The organism is Vitreimonas flagellata, assembly GCF_004634425.1.
Classification (GTDB): Bacteria; Pseudomonadota; Alphaproteobacteria; order Caulobacterales; family Aquidulcibacteraceae; genus Vitreimonas; species Vitreimonas flagellata.
In genome coordinates, this window is the sequence record NZ_SBJL01000003.1 from 477668 (window position 1) to 493921 (window position 16254).

Genomic DNA, 16254 nt, shown 5'->3' on the forward strand with positions numbered 1-16254 from the left:
GAATCCCACTGCCCAAGTCCCACTGCCCATTGCCTCAAACATGCGTTTCAAGCTGACCATCGAATATGACGGCGGCCCATTTCAGGGCTGGCAGCGTTTGGCGGATGGGCCGAGCGTGCAGGGTGCGCTTGAGGATGCGGTTGAGAGCCTGACCGGCGCGCGCGCCGACGTGATTGGCGCAGGGCGCACCGACGCTGGCGTGCACGCGTATGCGCAAGTCGCGCACGTCGATATCGAGAAGCCATTTGAGGCGGGGCGTTTGCCGGACGCGTTGAATGCGCATCTGCGTCCGCATCCGATTTCAATTCTTGAAGCGGAAGAGGCGGCGCCGGATTTTCATGCGCGCTTCGATGCGAAGCTGCGCGCCTATCGCTATCGCGTCACCAATCGCCGCGCGCCGCTGACGTTTGAACGCGGCCAATCCTGGCGTGTGCCGCGTGCGTTGGATGTGGACGCCATGCAGGCCGCTGCTGAACGGCTGATTGGGCGGCACGATTTTACGACGTTTCGCGATACCCAGTGCCAGGCCAAGTCACCGGTGAAAACACTCGACGTCGCGGAAGTGACGCGCGACGGCGAAGAGGTGGATTTCTGGTTCGAGGCGCAGAGCTTCCTGCATCGCCAAGTGCGCTCAATGGTCGGCACGTTGATCGAGGTCGGCGTCGGCAGAATGAGCGCCGACGATGTGGCGCGCGTGCTGGCGGCGGCGGATCGGGCGCAATGCGGGCCGGTGGCGCCGCCGGATGGGCTGTATCTGGCGCGCGTCGATTACTGACGTTCGATCATATCCCAGCGATTGCCGTAGAGATCTTCGAACACGATGACTTTGCCGTATTGCTCTTGGCGCGGCGTCTCAATGAAGTGCACGCCGGCGCCGCGATAGCGCGCATACGTAGCGTCGAAATCCAAGACGTAGAGAAACAGAAACACGCGGCCGCCGGTTTGATTGCCGATAAAGGCTTGCTGCGTATCGTTGCCGGCTTTCGCCAGAAGCAGGCGCGCGCCATCATTTTCGGAGGGCGCTACGATAACCCAGCGCTTGGTCTCGCTCATGCGTGTGTCTTCAATGAGCGTGAAGCCGAGCTTTTGCGTGTAGTAAGCGATCGCCTCGTCGTAGTCGCGGACGAGCAAGCTCAGCATGCCAAGCGAAGCGCTCATGCGAAGTACCGGCGCAGCACCGCCTCATAGCAACGCGCCAAAGTGCGCACGTCTTCGACAGCGCAATGCTCATCGACCATATGCGCGGTGGCGTTGCGCAGACCGAGCTCGGCAACTTGCGCGTAATTGCGGATATAGCGCGCGTCCGAGGTGCCGCCCGTCGTCGTGAGCGCAGGCACGATGGCGAAGCTCTCGCGTACGGAATCAACTAGCATCGTGGTGAAATCACCGGGGTCGGTATAGAAGGGCACGCTTTGCGAGGCGATGACGAAGCTGGCCTTCGCGCCAATGCGGGCGGCTGCCGCGTCGACCGTTTCCTTGATCCAGGCGAACAGGGCTTCGCCTGTGTGATTGGTGTTGAAGCGGATATTGAGCTTGGCGCTGGCGCGCTGCGGGATCACATTGTGCGCCGCATTGCCGACATCAATGCTGGTGACTTCTAGGTTCGACGGATCGAAACCGGGGGCGCCTTCGTCCAAGCGGCGCGCCTTCAACGCAGCGCAGGCCTCAATCAAAGCCGTCACGGGGTTCACGGCGCGCTGCGGATAGGCGACGTGCCCCTGCTTGCCTTCGATCGTGATCACGACATTGAGGCTGCCGCGTCGGCCGTTCTTGATGACGTCGCCGACGCGCTCTTCGCTCGTGGGTTCGCCAACGACGCAATGATCAAGCTTCTCGCCTTCGGCGGCGAGCGCTTCGAGCACGGCCTTAGTGCCATCGACGGCGGGGCCTTCTTCGTCGCAGGTGAGCAGGAAGGAGATCGAGCCCTTCGGCGCGCCATTCCTGTTCAGATAAGTTTCGGTGGCGGCGATCATGGCGGCGATCGCGGTTTTCATGTCGGTGGCGCCGCGGCCGTAAAGATTGCCGTTGCGAATTTCGGCGGCGAATGGATCGCTCGCCCAGCCTTCGCCGGGCGGCACGACATCGAGGTGGCCGGCGAAGCAGAAGTTCGGCTGCGCAGTGCCTAGACGCGCATAGAGATTGTCGACGGCGCCGAATTGCATGCGGCGTGTGCGAAAGCCAAGCTTCGCGAGCGCCTGTTCCGCCACATCCATCGCGCCCGCCTCGATCGGCGTCACGGAAGCGCAACGCATTAGGGCTTGGGCGAGCGGGATCGGATCGGTAAGAGTGCGGGCGTCCATGTGAATGCTTTAGAGTGTTCGCGCTTCGGGTTGAAGCGCTTGCGGGGGGAAAAACATGAGCGATGTTGCGCCCGTTCAGGAGCAAAGTCGGATCAAGAGCCTCGACGTCATGCGCGGCTTCGCCGTGCTGGGCATCCTGATTGTCAACGCCGCCTATTTCGCAGCGCCCTGGCAGACTGGGCTCAACCCCTCGCTGCCGCCGCTGGCCGTGACCGAGGAGACGCTCTGGTCCTGGTTCATCATGCACGTGTTCTTCGAGTTCAAGTGCATCACGCTGTTCTCGCTCTTGTTCGGGGTGAGCATCTATCTGGTTGGCGGTGAGCGCGGGGATAAGGCGCGAGGCGCGCTGCTGCGGTCACGCCTTTTCTGGCTGCTGATCTTCGGCCTCATCCACGCGACCTTGATCTGGAACGGCGACATTCTCGTGACCTATGCGCTGACGGGTTTTTTCGTCATGCTGGCGCGCTCATGGTCGCCGCGCACCTTGTTCATGGTGGGCGGCCTATTGCTGGTCGTATCGATCGGCATGCAGAGCATGTTTGCGCTGTTCATGGATTTCATTCCGTCGCCAAAGCTCGCGGAGATCGAGGCGCAGATTTACACGCCCTCGCCGGAAGCCATCGCGGCGACGATTGCAGCGTATCAAGGCGGGTTGCTTAGCGCGGTGCAAGAGAACGTTTCGACTTGGCTGGAGTTCTTGGCCAATTCGCTCGTCGTGCTGATCGTGCGCACGGCGGGCGTGATGATGATTGGTCTTGCGCTCTATAAACTCGGCTTTCTCTCCGGTAATGCGCGCGCGTGGGTGTATTGGCTCTTCGTGGTGCTCGGCGCTGCCGCGCTTGGCGTCATTGGCTATCAAGCGTGGCTGAACGCGGAGGGCGGCTTCACGTTTCGCCACATGATGGCGGGTGGCGGCTTCGCGAACACGGCGCTGGCCATCTTTGGCTCGCTTGGTTACGCGAGTCTACTGATCCTGTTGGTGAAGGCGGGCGCGAAACTCATCACCGAGCCGCTCGCCGCCGTGGGCCGCATGGCGTTCACGAATTATCTGACGCAATCTTTGATCATGACGACAATCTTCTGGGGCGGGCGCGGGTTTGGGCTCTATGGCGAAGTCGATCGCCCGACCTTGATGGCTATTGTCGTCGCCGTTTGGGTGCTGCAATTGATCTGGTCGCCGCTTTGGCTGGCGCGGTTCCAGATGGGGCCGTTCGAATGGGTTTGGCGCAGGCTCTCGTATGGGCGGTCTGTGGCGATGGCGAGAACATGACAACAGGGAAGGAAACGACATGAAGAAATTTGCAGCGATGGTCGCGTTTGGCTTGGCGCTTTCAACGGGCGCGGCGTTCGCCGACACGATGGCCAATGCGTTCGGCAACACCGTTGTCGTGACGTATCCGAACGGTGCGCAGGCGCGTTACCATTTCAACGCCGACAACAGCTTCGGCATCCACGCGCCGGACGGCAGCCATGTGCACGGCACATACGAACTCGCCAACGGCCAATTGTGCCTGACGCCAGCCGGCGGCGAGCGCGCGTGCGCGGCGTATGTGGGCGACAAGAATGTCGGCGACACCTGGACGCAAACCGCCACCGATGGCTCGACCATCAATGTGACGCTGGAAGCCGGCCGCGGCGGCCACGCGCACTGATTACGGCAGTAGGTGAGTAGGGCAGTAAGGCAGAAGCGCTTCAAACATACTGCCCTATTGCCCTACGCCCTTAATGCCCTAATCACGCAGCAGCTCGTTCACGCCGGTCTTTGCGCGCGTTTGCGCGTCGACGCGTTTCACGATCACGACACAGGCGAGGCTCGGCCCGCCGTTCGGATCGGGCAGTGAGCCGGGCACGACGACAGAATAGGCGGGCACTTCGCCGCGCGTGATCTCGCCTGTCGCGCGGTCCACGATCTTGGTGCTTTGGCTGATGAACGTGCCCATCGCCAACACCGCGCCTTCGCGCACGATGACGCCCTCGGCCACTTCCGAACGCGCGCCGATGAAGCAACCGTCTTCGATGATGGTGGGGTTGGCTTGCAGCGGCTCAAGCACGCCGCCAATGCCGGCGCCGCCACTTAAATGGACGTTTTTGCCAATCTGCGCGCATGAGCCGACGGTGGCCCAGGTGTCGACCATCGTGCCTTCATCGACATAGGCGCCGATGTTCACGAAGCTCGGCATCAGCACGACATTCTTACCGATGAAGCTGCCGCGACGCGCGACCGCGCCAGGCACCGCGCGGAAGCCGGCCTTCTCGAACGAGGTCGCGCCCCAGCCCAAAAATTTGGAATGCACTTTGTCCCAGTAAGGTCCAGGCGACGGATCGCCGTTGCCGCCGGCCGCGCCGATGAGTTGGTTGGCGGTTGTGCGGAAGGACAGCAGCACGGCCTTCTTGAGCCATTGGTGCGTGATCCAAGCGCCATCGGCGGCGCGTTCGGCGACACGTGCTTGGCCGGAATCCAATAGGTCGAGCGCAGCCTCGACTGCCTCCACGTCGGCGCCTTTGCTCGCGGGCGTGAGTTCAGTACGCCGAGCCCAGGCGGCTTCGATGGCGGTGGATAGATCGGAATTGCTCATGCGCCGGAGTTAGCCGCCGCTTGCCGTTGTGGCAAGGATCGACAGAGCCGCGCGCCGGTTCGATAGTGCCGCTACAGGGAGCGAAACAATGAGCGCATTCAAGGACGGGCTGCTGAACGGCAAAGTGGCGTTCATCGCGGGCGGTACGAGCGGCATTAATCTGGGCATCGCCACGCGCATGGCTGAGCTGGGCGCAAAAGTCGCCGTGGCGGGTCGTGATCCGGAAAAGGCGCAGCGCGCCGCGGCGGGCATTGGGCATGGCGCCGTTGGGTATTCCATGGACGTGCGCGATTACGCAGCGACGCGCGCGGTGATGGAGCAAATCCACAGCGCCTGGGGCCCGATGGATATCGTCGTGTCGGGCGCGGCGGGGAATTTCCTTTCGCCGGCGGCGGGCCTGTCGGCGAACGGCTTCAAGACGGTGGTCGATATCGATCTGCTTGGCACGTTCAACGTGTTTCGCGGCTGCTATGATCTCATCACGAAACCGGGCGCCTCGCTGATCGCGATCACGGCGGGCCAAGCCGTCAATCCGATGATGATGCAGATCCACGCCTGCGCGGCGAAGGCGGGCGTCAATCAAGTCATTCGCGTGATGGCGATGGAATGGGGCCCGGAGGGCGTGCGCGTGAACGGCATATCGCCGGGGCCCATCGCCGGCACTGAAGGCATGGCGCGACTCGCGCCCAATCCTGAAGTTACCAAAGCGCTGACCGGGCGCATCCCGCTGCGCCGTTTCGGCGAGATCGGCGAGATCGCGGAAAGCGCTGTGTTCCTGTGCAGTGATTCAGCCGCCTACATCACAGGCACGATTTTGGATTGCGAAGGCGGCTCACAATTGGGCGACGCACGCAGCCCGTTTGAGCGGGCTTAAGCGCTGACGTCGGGTTCGCTGCGGGCAGGTGCGAAGACGCGGAAAATCGTGTCGCGGCAAATGCCGACGATAAGCAATGTCTCAAGCAAAAGCGGCATAAGAAGAGTGTTGCGCGTGTCCGGATCGAGGAATTCCTCCTCCGTCCATGAGGTGTCGAAGCTCGCATCGAACGACATCCAGAAATCGTCGACCGACCAATCTTCTTGGCCGGCAAAGTTCGTCAAGCCGGCGTCGACATTGCCAACAAAATTCCAGACGAAGTGGAGAGCAATTGCGCCGCCTATGTGACCTTGGTGCAGGACCAAGATCGCGGACGTGATGCCGAACACAAATGTCATGGAGACATTGATGGTGAGGTCGAGTGGGCTTTGTCCGACACCGACATGCCAGAATCCAAACAGTAGAGCAGAGATAATCACACCGTTCTTTGGACCGTATTGAGCGATGAGCATCGCGAGCAATGCGCCGCGAAAGAACACTTCCTCCGCGCCCGATTGGATCAGTGTGGCAGGCAAAAGCGCCAGAAGCGCCGACGCTGCGGTCGCGATCCAACTGGGTGCGAGCGCGGCGATATCCAAGAGAACGGGCGACGCTGCGACTAAGCCCGCAAGCACCCATGGCGCCGCTCCAGGCAGCGTTTGCCGCGAAACGCCAAGCGCCGCCCAGCCACGATTGTCGGTCTCTTCGGAGAGCCAAGTCGTGGTGAGCGCAAGCGCGCCGAATGGAATGATGAGCCAGCCAATGGATGCGAGTGCGGCGTATTGAGCGCCGCCGGCGCCGGTCGTAAACGCGAGCGCGTCGACGATGCTCCACATCACGCCGAGTACTGTCTGCGCGATGAGCACGTAGATGGTGCAGACGCCCCAATGCCGCGGGACTGCTGGCGCAATGCCGCGGCGGGCGTCGCCATCAATGAGCGGAAATCCGGTGATGTTCATGATGCCCCCAAACGCAGGCTAAGCGGCGTGCGGAACTTGTGCAACGCCTGCGCGAGTTAAGCGTCAACCCAACCGCGCAGCAGCGTGTGTACGTCGTGCGCGTAGTGCTGGACGTAAGCGGGGCGCGGGTCGGGGTGGACGGGGCCGACGAGCGCTGTGGCGAAGCCCATGTCGTGCGCGGGTTCGAGATTGCGCAGCGTGTCCTCGACGAGGATCGCGCGCGTTGGATCGATGTCGAACGCGGCGCAGAGGCGCGTGTAGGCGTCGCGCTGCGGCTTTGGGGCGTAACCGGCGTCGCCGAGATCGAAAACGTGCTCGAAATGCGCGGCGAGGCCGAGCGCCTTCAATGTGCGTTCGGCGTGGCCGCCGCCGCCATTGGTGAAGATGATCTTGCGGCCCGGCAGTTTTGCGATCAGCGCCGCCAAATCGTGATCTTCGCCGAGTACGGAATAGTCGACGTCGTGCACGTCGAGCATGAAATCGTCGGCGTCGATGTCGTGGTGACGGCTGAGGCCAACGACGGTTGCGCCGTATTCGTGGAAATAATGCTCGCGCAGTTCAAGGGCGCGCGCGTCGTCCACGCATGCGTGGCGCGCGATGTAGGCGGTCATGCGCTCGCCGATGGCGTCGTAAAGCGTGGGCGCTGGGTAGAGCGTGTTGTCGAGATCGAACACCCAGTCGCGAATTCCCGCAGGCAGCATCAATCGCCCGTGCCTCGATCTTGCGTCGGCGCGGACGGCGGCGCGAAGCCACGTCTTTGCGTCTCGCGCGCCGGCGCTTCGGTGCCGTCCGCCGTGGCTGCGGCCATGCGCGGGGGGACGCCCACTTCGAGGAAGTCGCGCGTTTCGAACTCGACGACGAGACCTTCGCGACCGCGCGCATTGATCGCCGCGAACGGCTCAGTGCGATAATAGCGGCTCTCACAATCGGTGCGGCCGAGGATCGCGAAGCGCGAAGGGCTGGTGCAGAACGGTTCTCCAGCGGCGAGGTAACGCGGGCCTTCCGGCGTATCCATCGCGGCGTACACGAAATAGCGCTCCTGCATCAGCACTTCGTCGATCACGCGCACGCACGTGTCGGCGTTGAGCGGCCACCAGCCGCGGCTTTCCCAACCTTCGCCACGACGTCGTCCGACTGCGGTCCACACGCGCGCATTGGTGCGGTTGCAGAGCGTGAGGCCCACTTGGCCGGCGCGGCGACGCGCGGCGGTTTCGAGCGCATCGATCAATTGATCTTCGCTGGCGTTGGGCGAGAGCCGAGCGACCGAGCGGAATTGCGCGATGGCCTGGGCGATGGCGCGGGGGTCCACCCCCCGACGGCCTTCCGGCACGCTGTAGCCGGCGTCATCCAGCAAGCGCTGTAGGCCGCGCTGGCGGGCGCGCGCGAGCGTGTATTGCTGCGCTTCGGAGAACGAGGTGCGCCAGCTGTCGCGCTTGTTGATCTGCACGCGGCGGAAGCGGCGCTCCTCCAGGCCTTGCGGCGTGCATTGCGGCGGGTTCTCGATCGAGAACGAGCTGCCCGGATCGACGCAGAGAATGCCGTCGCCGGCCCATTGGCGCCGGCCGCCACGGTGCGCGGAGGAGGTGCGTGCGTAGAGATAGTGCGTGCCGCGCGCGAGCGGTGCTGCGATCGCCGTGCGGCATTCGCCGGGGCGCAGGCGCGTCCAGCCTTGCACGATGATGGAGCGATTGTCTGGGCGGCCGGTGGCTGCCTCCAACACGAAGCTCGTCTCGTTGCAGACTTGCCAACCATTGGCGCGATCGCGCTGCTGCGCGTCGGCGCGGTGCGCGAACACAAAGAACGCCGCAAGCGCGACGCACATAAAGCCGGCGAAAGCGCCGAGCTTAATCAGCCTTGATGAGCGTGCCTGCGCCATAATCGGTGAACAATTCCATGAGCAGGACGTGCGGCGAGCGCCCGTCGAGGATGACAGCTGCTTCCACGCCGTGATCGACGGCGGTGATGCAGGTTTCGAGTTTCGGAATCATGCCGCCCGTGGCGACGCCGTCCTTGATCGCCTTACGCGCATCTTCGGCGGACATTTCGCGAATGAGTTCGCCGTCTTTGTCCAGCACGCCGGGAATGTCGGAGAGTAGAAGGAAGCGCTTGGCGCTCAGCGCTTTCGCGATGGCGCCGGCGGCGGTGTCGGCGTTGATGTTGTAGGTGCGGCCGTCTTCGGCGACGCCGATCGGCGCAATCACCGGGATATAATCTTCGGGCGCATTGATGAGCGCTTGGATCAAGGTCGGATCGACTTCCGTCGGCTCGCCGACGTAACCCAGATCGATCGCTTGCTCGATCATGCTGTCGGGATCTTTGCGCGTGCGCACCGCTTTCTCGACCGTGATCAGGCGCGCGTCCTTGCCGGAGAGGCCGACGCCGCGCACGTCCGCTTCGCGGCCCTCTGACGTGATAAGGTGCGCGAGCTCTTTATTGACGCTGCCGGACAGCACCATCTCCGCCACTTCCATCGTGTCGGAATCGGTTACGCGCAAACCATCCACGAACTCGGATTTCACTCCCGCTTTTTGCAGCATACGGCTGATCTGCGGACCGCCGCCATGCACCACGACCGGGTGCATGCCCACGAGCTTCAGAAGAACGATGTCTGCGGCGAATTTGCGGGCGGTTTCGGTATCGCCCATGGCGTGGCCGCCATATTTCACGACGATCGTCTCGCGATCGTAGATTTGGATGTACGGCAGCGCTTCGGCGAGCGTCTTTGCCGAGGCGAGGCCTTCCGCCAGCTTGGCGGCGTGATCTTTGGACATCTTGTTCACGGATGCGGTTCCTAAGCGGTTCGCAGGATCAGGCCAAGGCCGCGATTTCAGCACGCAGAATATCGATGCCTTGGCCGGTCTCGGAAGAGGTTGCGATAATTTCAGGATGCGCGGCGGGGCGCTTGTTAATGGCGGCGCGTACGCCTTCGAGCGTCTCGGCAAGCTCGGTCGGTTTAATCTTGTCGGCCTTGGTCAGCACGATCTGATAAATCACCGCCGTGGTGTCGAGCGTGTCCATGACTTCTTTGTCATGCGGCTTGAGGCCGTGGCGCGCGTCGATCAGCAAGATGACGCGATGCAGCGTCGGCCGGCCGCGCAGATAATCGCGGATCAACGTCGTCCAGCGGTTGATCTCGGATTTGCCGGCCTTGGCGTAGCCGTAGCCGGGCATGTCCACGAGCCGCAGGCGATCGCCCACGCGGAAGAAATTGAGCTCGCGTGTACGGCCGGGTTCGGTCGACGCGCGCGCCAGCTTGTTGCGGCCGGTGACGGCGTTGATCAGCGACGACTTGCCGACATTCGAGCGCCCCGCGAAGGCGACCTCCGGCAGCGACGAATCCGGCAGAAAATCCATGCTCGGCACGCCGCGTTCGAAATCGATCGGTCCTGCAAACAGCAGCCGGCCTCTCTCGATCCAATCGGCGTGTTCGTCAGGCGTCACTTCACTCCGCCGGCTTCACTGGCCTTGCCAAATCTCTTCGCCAAGAACGTATCGAGCTGCGTCTCGACCCCCTGACGTCGCATGATCACGTATTGCTGCAGGATCGAGAGCGTGTTCGACCAGGTCCAATAGATCACGAGGCCAGCCGGGAAGGCGGCGAACATGACCGTGAACAGCAACGGCAAGAAGCGGAAGATCTGCGCTTGCACTGGATCCGTCGGCGGCGGCGACAGCGCCTGCAGCGCCCACATCGACACGCCATAGAGGATCGGCCAGGCGCCAATCAGCAGGAACGCCGGCACGTCAAATGGCAGCAAACCAAACAGATTGAAGATCGACGTCGGGTCGCGCGCCGAGAGATCGTGGATCCAGCCCACGAACGGCGCGTGCCGCATCTCGATCGTCACGCTCAAGGTTTTGTAGAGCGCGTAGAAGACCGGGATTTGCAGCAGGATCGGCACGCAGCCCGCGACCGGATTGATCTTCTCGGTCTGATAGAGCTTCAGGATTTCCTGCTGTTGGCGTTGCTTGTCGGCGGCGTAGCGCTCCTGCACTTCCTTCATCTTCGGCGCGAGCGCGCGCATCTTCGCCATCGACTTGAAGGATTGATAGACGAGCGGGAACAGCAACAGCTTGATCACGATCGTGGAGGCCAAGATCGCGAGGCCGAAATTGAAGACCACCCCCCAGTCGGCGAAGATTTGCGCCAGCGGGTGCAGCAGCCATTGGAAGAACGGACGCGTCAGGAACCAGAAATTGCCCCAGTCGATCGCGTCGTCAAAGCGCGGGATCGACAAATCGGCCTGATAGTCGCGCAGGAGTTCGTAGCGTTTTGCGCCGGCGAAGAGGTGCTGCGTGTAGGTGACCTCGGCGCCCGGCGCGATTTCGCGCCAATCGCCACGATAGGCGGCGCGATAATCGTTGGTCGCGCCTTCCGAGCGCGCGTCGAAATAGGTGGAGACGCGCTCGTTCTGGGCGGGGATGATGGCGGCGAGCCAATAGTGATCGGTGATGCCAAACCAACCGCCTTGGCCTTGCATCTCCTCGATGCGCTCATCGGCGCCGACGCGGCCACGACCGCGATCGCGGATGTGCTTGTTGGCGTTCTCATAGGTGACTTGGCGCAGATTGTTGTTCTCACCGAACGCCCCGATGAGGCCCTGGTGCACGATTTGATTGCGCACATAGTCCTGCGGCAGGCCCATGCGGCGCACCGTGCCGAACGGGCGCGCGCTCACTGGCGCGCCGGACGCGTTACGCACGACGTCCGTGATCGTGAACATGTAATTCTGGTCGATCGAGATCGTGCGCTGGATGGTGACCCCTTCGGCGGCGACGAGCGTCAGGGTGACCGGCGTTTCCGGCGTCAGGCGCGCGCCTTCGGCGACCGTCCAGCCGCTATTGGCGTCGGCCAAGGTAGCGGTGTTTTCGCCGGCGCGGGCTTCCCAACCGAAGAAGGCGTCATGCGCGAACTCGGCGGCGCGCGGTGCAAGGACGGTCACCTCACCGCTCGTCGGATCGCTGGTGCGGCGATAGTCGCGCAGATTCAGATCGTCGATGCGTGCGCCTTCGAGCGAGATAGAGCCGTCCACTTCCGGTGTATCGATGACGATACGTGCGCCAGCGGATTGCGCCAGCACTTGCTCACGCGCGACAGGGCCGCTTGGCGCTGGCGTTTCCGTGCCGCCGGCTTCGGCCGCAGGTTGCGTGGCCTCGATGCGGGCTTGCTCTTCGGCCTGCAGGCGCGCGCGTTGCGGCGCGTTGTAGAAGAATTCGAAGCCGAACAGGATCGCCGCCGAAAGCGCGATGGCGATAATGACGTTTCGGGTCTCGCCAGGGCCTGGGCCGCCGCCGGAAGTCTGCATGTTGCTTTAGTCGCTCTCGGTAGGGGTTTTGGGCGGTTTGCTCGCGCGATTTTGAGGGGTGCGCCGATGCCCGGTTTCCAAGTCGGCGCGGAGCCTTATCAGTGCGTTTCCAACATCGTCAAGCAAGGCGTCCCAGGGGGCGTCTGGGGTGCTTTGACGCGCCACCAGCACGTAATCCACGCCGGGCAGACCGTGCTGGGGCAGGAGTTGGCGGGCGGCCTCACGCAGCCGCCGTTTGGCCCGGTTGCGGGCGACCGCGTTGCCGACCTTCTTGCTGGCGGTGAAGCCCACCCGGATGGGGCCGTTTTCGAGCCGCAGGCGCGCTTCGATCAGCACGCAGCCGCGTCCCGCCCGCGCGCCTTGGCGCACAAACAGGAATTCTGCCCGTTTCCGCAGGCGCTCGATGGCTGATTTTGAGGTCATTTGAACCGGCCTAGAGGCCGGGATGCCGGCGTGGCGCCGGCGGCGCAAGCCCGCTGATTAAGCGGAAAGCTTCTTACGGCCCTTGGCGCGACGACGGGCCAGCACCTTTTGGCCGCCTGCGGTGGCCATACGGGCGCGGAAACCATGGCGGCGCTTACGAACGAGCCGGCTCGGTTGGTAGGTCCGCTTGGTGCTCACGACACGTCTCGATCTTTAAGGGTGTAAAACGAAGGGGCGGGAATTAGCCCACCCCTTTTCGAGCGTCAAGGCTCAGACGGGAAGGAATGCACGGATCGCGATAATCGCGACGGCGGCAAACCATACCGCACCAAAAATCCAGGTCGCGCGCCGCCGGCGCGCTTTCGTTTCATGGGGCATGGTCGTCGCTCCGATAAGGGGGAGGCGGGAGCGTGGCGCTACTCTCAGTCGCCGGCTGCCTGGAAGTTCCTTGGGCCGACAATATTCACAGCCTACGGCCATAAGCCGGCGGGCCCGAGTGAATTTTCCGTTGCAATCCAGAGTGGCGCGTTCCCGGAACTGGAACCGGGACAGAATACCGCCGCTAAGCTAAGGCCTTAGTCCGTAACGCATGACGCTGCCCTCGCCCCCCGCCCGGCCTGCCGGACCGTTCCAGCGTGTGCGCGCGTTCATCGACAGCCTGGCCGGGCGATTGCTGGCGCTGACGGTCATGGCGGTGATCGCCGGCGAGATTTTCGTGTTCGCGCCGGCTTTGGCGGGCTTTCATGAAAGCTGGCTGCGCGAGCGTGTGAGCTTGGCGCAGATCGCAGCGCTCGCGCTCGAGGTGACGCCTGAATACGAGATCGCGGATTCGCTCGAATACGAATTGCTGACCAATGCCGGCGTGCAGCGCGTGGCGATGCAACGCGATGGCGAGCGTGTGCTATTGCTGGAGCGCGAGCCGCTGCGGCCAGCGACGCATGTGGTTGTGTACGACTACACGCAGGCGACGGGGTTTCAGCGCTTTCGTTGGTCGGTGGAAACATTCTTTGCGCCGCCGGGCCGGGCGCTTCGCGTGCTGTCGCGGCCGCGCTTCGAGAGCGGTGAATTCATTGAGATCGTACTTGATGAAGCGCCGTTGAAGCGCGCGATGGAGCGTTTCGCACAAAGCTTTGCCCGCATCTCCACGCTCATTCTCATGGCGGCGGGGGCGCTGATCTATGTGGCGCTCACCGCCGCATTCGTGCGGCCGATGCTTGATCTCACGCTCGCCATTGAGCGTTTCCGCGATAAGCCGGAAGACGTCTCGATCGCGTTTCCGCGCAGTCAGCGCACGGATGAAATCGGTCGCGCGCAGCGCGCCGCGGCGGACATGGCTGAACAGGTGCGCAATGCGTTGCGGCAGAATGAGCGGCTTGCAGCACTGGGCGCAGCCGTCGCGCGCATTGGCCATGATCTGCGCAACATGCTCTCCACCGCGCAATTGGTCGCCGATCGCCTAGCGCAATCGGAAGATCCTGCAGTGCGCCAACTGGCGCCGCGCTTGGAGCGCACGATCGATCGCGCGGCTGGCTTGGCGGCGAGCACGCTCAAATATGGTCGCGCCGATGAGGATCCGCCGGTGCTGACGCGGGTTATCGTTGCCGATGCGGCCGAAGAAGCGGCGGCGGACGCGCTGATCGGTTTTGGCGGCACCGAGTATAAGCACGACATCGAGAAGGGCTTGGCTTGCGTTGCCGACCCCGATCATTTGCACCGTATTCTCGTGAACCTCATCCGCAACGCCGGCCAGGCGATGAAGGAGCACACGCGGCGCGACAAGGATCGCAGCGTGCTCGTTCGCGGCATGCGCATGGAGGGACGTTGCGAGATCGAGGTGATCGATCGCGGCCCCGGCGTGCGCGAAAATTTGCGCGCACGGCTGTTTGAGCCGTTCGTGTCAGCCGCGCCCGAAGCGGGCGGCACCGGGCTTGGCCTTGCGATCGCCCGCGAACTCACCCGCGCGATGGGCGGCGAACTGGAGCTGACGCGCACCGGCGCCGAAGGCTCGACGTTCAAAATTACCTTGCCGGCGGCGTAGTCGCGGCCGCTTGCGCGGTTGAAGGTATGCGGCCGACGATGCCTTCGCGGCGTGGATCGGCGCCGCCTTCAAAGCCGTTGGGGCGTACGCGGATGGCGTGAATGCCACTCTCCTCAAGCCCCGTCACATCGCGGAATTCCCAGCCGCGGCGTGTCAATTCTTCGCCGACGCCAGCGGGCAAACGTGCTGGTTCAAGGTTTGCGGGCGAGAAGCGCGCGGTGATGTTTGAGAGATTGATCGCGTCCTGCACCGGCATATTCCAGTCCAGAATGCCGATCGTCGTGCGCGCGACATAGCCAATGATCGAAGAACCGCCGGGCGAACCGATCACCATCTGCAATTCGCCGTCGCGATCTGTGATAATCACCGGCGACATCGATGAGCGCGGACGCTTGTTCGGCGCGGCGGCGTTTGCGAGCGGGCGGCCGTTTAGCGTGGGCTCGAATGCAAAGTCTGTGAGCTCATTGTTGAGGAAGAAACCGGAGGCCATGCGTTGTGAGCCGAAAGCGCTCTCAATGGTCGCCGTCATCGAGGCTGCGTTGCCCCAGGCGTCGATGATGGAGAGGTGCGTGGTGCCGTTGTCGTCGCTGTCATCGCGGCCCCAGCGTTCGTAGAGCTCGAAACCCGCCGGTTGGCCCGCGCCAACATTGCCGGGCGCGCGCGCCAGATTGATCTCCGCTGCGCGGCTATCGAGGTAAGTGGGCGCGTACAATTCTTGTGTCGGCACCGGCACGAATTGATCGTCGGCCATGTAATGGTCGCGATCCGCATACGCGAGACGGCTCGCCCACAGGAACGCGGCCCAGTCGTCCGGATTATTCGCGCCGCCCGGTTGCGGACGCGCGCGCTCGTAAAGGCCGAGGATCGAAAGCACGGCGTTGCCCGAAGTCGGCGAACCCAGAGTGCAGACGCGATAGACGCGATAAGCGCCGCAGATTGGTTCGAGACGACGAGGTTGCGCCGCTTGCAGATCAGCGAGTGTCAGCGTGCCGCCACGGGGATTGCGACGCGCCGCAGCGACGATCGAATCGGCGATCGGGCCTTGCGTCATCGCAGCGGGGCCTTGTTCGGCGATCGCGCGCAACGTGTTGGCGTAAGCCACGTTGCGCAGCAGCGTGCCAGCCGGCAGCGGCGCACCTTCGCGATCGAACAGATAGGCGCGCGCTTGAAAATCGGCACGCAAACGGCCGCGCTCGCCGGCGCCGGCGATCATGCGCGCCATGCGCGGCGAAATCTCGAACCCATTGTCGGCCAAACGGATCGCCGGCTCGAACAGACGCGCCCACGGCAAGCGGCCGTGATCTTCGTGCGCGAGTTTCAGCATCGGGATCAGCAGCGGCACGCCGGTGGAGCGGCCGCTCGCTTGTGCGTCGAGAAACGACATCGGCCGGCCGCGCGCGTCGAGGAACATCTCGGGCGTCGCCCCCGCAGGCGCCCATTCGCGGCCGTCATAGCCGGTCATCTGCTCGGTGCGGCCGTCATAGAAGAGCAAGAAGCCGCCGCCGCCGAGGCCGGAGCTCTGCGGTTCCACTAGGCCCAACACCATTTCCGCCGCGATCGCCGCGTCCACGGCCGAACCGCCGGCGCGCAAGATTTCGAGGGCTGCTTCGACCGCATGCGGGTTCGCCGCCACCGCCATCGCTTCGCCGCGTGGAGCGGGCTCGCTGCGCGTGCCGCCAGCGCCAGTGGGTGACGACGTCGTCGCGCACGCCGCGAGCGCCAGAGCGAACACAAGAGCGCTGAAGCGCTTGGGCAGGGTATGAAGCATCATCTGTTTCGTACAATGCGGAATCGATTTG

General features: G+C 63.6%; 17 protein-coding genes. 5 read left to right on the forward strand and 12 right to left on the reverse strand.

Annotated features, from left to right (window positions below; genetic code table 11):
* The first annotated feature begins 40 nt into the window (after nt 1-40).
* Complete coding sequence (gene truA / locus EPJ54_RS15280; protein WP_135212593.1) at nt 41-775, forward strand: tRNA pseudouridine(38-40) synthase TruA; 735 nt, start codon at nt 41-43, stop codon at nt 773-775.
* On the opposite strand, the gene EPJ54_RS15285 is transcribed toward truA, so the two are convergent.
* A complete protein-coding gene (locus EPJ54_RS15285; protein WP_135212594.1) occupies nt 769-1158 on the reverse strand; it encodes a VOC family protein in 390 nt (129 codons plus the stop codon). The genes truA and EPJ54_RS15285 overlap by 7 nt on opposite strands.
* Nucleotides 1155-2300: a succinyl-diaminopimelate desuccinylase gene (gene dapE / locus EPJ54_RS15290; RefSeq protein ID WP_135212595.1), complete on the reverse strand. Its 1146-nt coding sequence runs from the start codon at nt 2298-2300 to the stop codon at nt 1155-1157. Before dapE ends, EPJ54_RS15285 begins: the two co-directional genes overlap by 4 nt.
* A 55-nt stretch (nt 2301-2355) precedes the next feature.
* Here dapE and EPJ54_RS15295 point away from each other — a divergent pair, with 55 nt between their 5' ends.
* Both EPJ54_RS15295 and EPJ54_RS15300 read left to right on the forward strand, forming a co-directional pair.
* Nucleotides 2356-3570: a DUF418 domain-containing protein gene (locus EPJ54_RS15295; protein ID WP_135212596.1), complete on the forward strand. Its 1215-nt coding sequence runs from the start codon at nt 2356-2358 to the stop codon at nt 3568-3570.
* A 19-nt stretch (nt 3571-3589) separates the two neighbouring features.
* Nucleotides 3590-3952: a hypothetical protein gene (locus tag EPJ54_RS15300; RefSeq protein WP_135212597.1), complete on the forward strand. Its 363-nt coding sequence runs from the start codon at nt 3590-3592 to the stop codon at nt 3950-3952.
* 78 nt (nt 3953-4030) lie between these two features.
* On the opposite strand, the gene dapD is transcribed toward EPJ54_RS15300, so the two are convergent.
* Entirely contained in the window at nt 4031-4876 is an 846-nt protein-coding gene (gene dapD, locus EPJ54_RS15305; protein ID WP_135212598.1) for a 2,3,4,5-tetrahydropyridine-2,6-dicarboxylate N-succinyltransferase, read from the reverse strand.
* An 88-nt stretch (nt 4877-4964) separates the two neighbouring features.
* Here dapD and EPJ54_RS15310 point away from each other — a divergent pair, with 88 nt between their 5' ends.
* The gene (locus EPJ54_RS15310) at nt 4965-5750 is read left to right on the forward strand and encodes an SDR family oxidoreductase (protein ID WP_135212599.1); all 786 of its coding nucleotides are present in this window, start codon (nt 4965-4967) and stop codon (nt 5748-5750) included.
* Here the strand turns inward: EPJ54_RS15310 and EPJ54_RS15315 are convergent.
* The 8 genes from EPJ54_RS15315 to rpmH are packed head-to-tail and all read right to left on the reverse strand — an operon-like array spanning nt 5747 to nt 12615.
* Nucleotides 5747-6688 carry a CPBP family intramembrane glutamic endopeptidase gene (locus tag EPJ54_RS15315; RefSeq protein WP_135212600.1) on the reverse strand — a complete coding sequence of 314 codons (942 nt, stop codon included), beginning with the start codon at nt 6686-6688 and terminating at the stop codon, nt 5747-5749. The genes EPJ54_RS15310 and EPJ54_RS15315 overlap by 4 nt on opposite strands.
* A 56-nt stretch (nt 6689-6744) precedes the next feature.
* On the reverse strand, nt 6745-7389 hold the full coding sequence (locus EPJ54_RS15320; RefSeq protein WP_135212601.1) for a pyrimidine 5'-nucleotidase: 645 nt from the start codon (nt 7387-7389) through the stop codon (nt 6745-6747).
* Complete coding sequence (locus EPJ54_RS15325; RefSeq protein WP_135212602.1) at nt 7389-8564, reverse strand: DUF1036 domain-containing protein; 1176 nt, start codon at nt 8562-8564, stop codon at nt 7389-7391. Before EPJ54_RS15325 ends, EPJ54_RS15320 begins: the two co-directional genes overlap by 1 nt.
* Nucleotides 8533-9459 carry an acetylglutamate kinase gene (gene argB / locus EPJ54_RS15330; protein WP_135212715.1) on the reverse strand — a complete coding sequence of 309 codons (927 nt, stop codon included), beginning with the start codon at nt 9457-9459 and terminating at the stop codon, nt 8533-8535. The genes EPJ54_RS15325 and argB overlap by 32 nt, the downstream gene beginning before the upstream one ends.
* A 37-nt stretch (nt 9460-9496) precedes the next feature.
* Entirely contained in the window at nt 9497-10129 is a 633-nt protein-coding gene (gene yihA / locus EPJ54_RS15335; protein WP_135212603.1) for a ribosome biogenesis GTP-binding protein YihA/YsxC, read from the reverse strand.
* Entirely contained in the window at nt 10126-11994 is a 1869-nt protein-coding gene (gene yidC, locus EPJ54_RS15340) for a membrane protein insertase YidC (RefSeq protein ID WP_135212604.1), read from the reverse strand. Before yidC ends, yihA begins: the two co-directional genes overlap by 4 nt.
* Nucleotides 11995-12000: 6 nt before the next feature.
* Complete coding sequence (gene rnpA, locus EPJ54_RS15345; RefSeq protein WP_167755777.1) at nt 12001-12417, reverse strand: ribonuclease P protein component; 417 nt, start codon at nt 12415-12417, stop codon at nt 12001-12003.
* Between the two features lie 57 nt (nt 12418-12474).
* On the reverse strand, nt 12475-12615 hold the full coding sequence (gene rpmH, locus EPJ54_RS15350; RefSeq protein WP_135212605.1) for a 50S ribosomal protein L34: 141 nt from the start codon (nt 12613-12615) through the stop codon (nt 12475-12477).
* A 391-nt stretch (nt 12616-13006) separates the two neighbouring features.
* On the opposite strand from rpmH, the gene EPJ54_RS15355 reads away from it, so the two are divergent.
* The gene (locus tag EPJ54_RS15355) at nt 13007-14455 is read left to right on the forward strand and encodes a sensor histidine kinase (RefSeq protein WP_135212606.1); all 1449 of its coding nucleotides are present in this window, start codon (nt 13007-13009) and stop codon (nt 14453-14455) included.
* Here the strand turns inward: EPJ54_RS15355 and EPJ54_RS15360 are convergent.
* The gene (locus tag EPJ54_RS15360; protein ID WP_167755763.1) at nt 14436-16226 is read right to left on the reverse strand and encodes a gamma-glutamyltransferase family protein; all 1791 of its coding nucleotides are present in this window, start codon (nt 16224-16226) and stop codon (nt 14436-14438) included. The genes EPJ54_RS15355 and EPJ54_RS15360 overlap by 20 nt on opposite strands.
* Nucleotides 16227-16254 lie beyond the last annotated feature (28 nt).

Bases quoted from the DNA above. Each gene is read 5' to 3' on its own strand.
- truA (WP_135212593.1), top strand. From the start codon at position 41: ATGCGTTTCAAGCTGACCATCGAATATGACGGCGGCCCATTTCAGGGC.
- EPJ54_RS15285 (WP_135212594.1), bottom strand. From the start codon at position 1,158: ATGAGCGCTTCGCTTGGCATGCTGAGCTTGCTCGTCCGCGACTACGAC.
- dapE (WP_135212595.1), bottom strand. From the start codon at position 2,300: ATGGACGCCCGCACTCTTACCGATCCGATCCCGCTCGCCCAAGCCCTA.
- EPJ54_RS15295 (WP_135212596.1), top strand. From the start codon at position 2,356: ATGAGCGATGTTGCGCCCGTTCAGGAGCAAAGTCGGATCAAGAGCCTC.
- EPJ54_RS15300 (WP_135212597.1), top strand. From the start codon at position 3,590: ATGAAGAAATTTGCAGCGATGGTCGCGTTTGGCTTGGCGCTTTCAACG.
- dapD (WP_135212598.1), bottom strand. From the start codon at position 4,876: ATGAGCAATTCCGATCTATCCACCGCCATCGAAGCCGCCTGGGCTCGG.
- EPJ54_RS15310 (WP_135212599.1), top strand. From the start codon at position 4,965: ATGAGCGCATTCAAGGACGGGCTGCTGAACGGCAAAGTGGCGTTCATC.
- EPJ54_RS15315 (WP_135212600.1), bottom strand. From the start codon at position 6,688: ATGAACATCACCGGATTTCCGCTCATTGATGGCGACGCCCGCCGCGGC.
- EPJ54_RS15320 (WP_135212601.1), bottom strand. From the start codon at position 7,389: ATGCTGCCTGCGGGAATTCGCGACTGGGTGTTCGATCTCGACAACACG.
- EPJ54_RS15325 (WP_135212602.1), bottom strand. From the start codon at position 8,564: ATGGCGCAGGCACGCTCATCAAGGCTGATTAAGCTCGGCGCTTTCGCC.
- argB (WP_135212715.1), bottom strand. From the start codon at position 9,459: ATGTCCAAAGATCACGCCGCCAAGCTGGCGGAAGGCCTCGCCTCGGCA.
- yidC (WP_135212604.1), bottom strand. From the start codon at position 11,994: ATGCAGACTTCCGGCGGCGGCCCAGGCCCTGGCGAGACCCGAAACGTC.
- rnpA (WP_167755777.1), bottom strand. From the start codon at position 12,417: ATGACCTCAAAATCAGCCATCGAGCGCCTGCGGAAACGGGCAGAATTC.
- EPJ54_RS15355 (WP_135212606.1), top strand. From the start codon at position 13,007: ATGACGCTGCCCTCGCCCCCCGCCCGGCCTGCCGGACCGTTCCAGCGT.
- EPJ54_RS15360 (WP_167755763.1), bottom strand. From the start codon at position 16,226: ATGATGCTTCATACCCTGCCCAAGCGCTTCAGCGCTCTTGTGTTCGCT.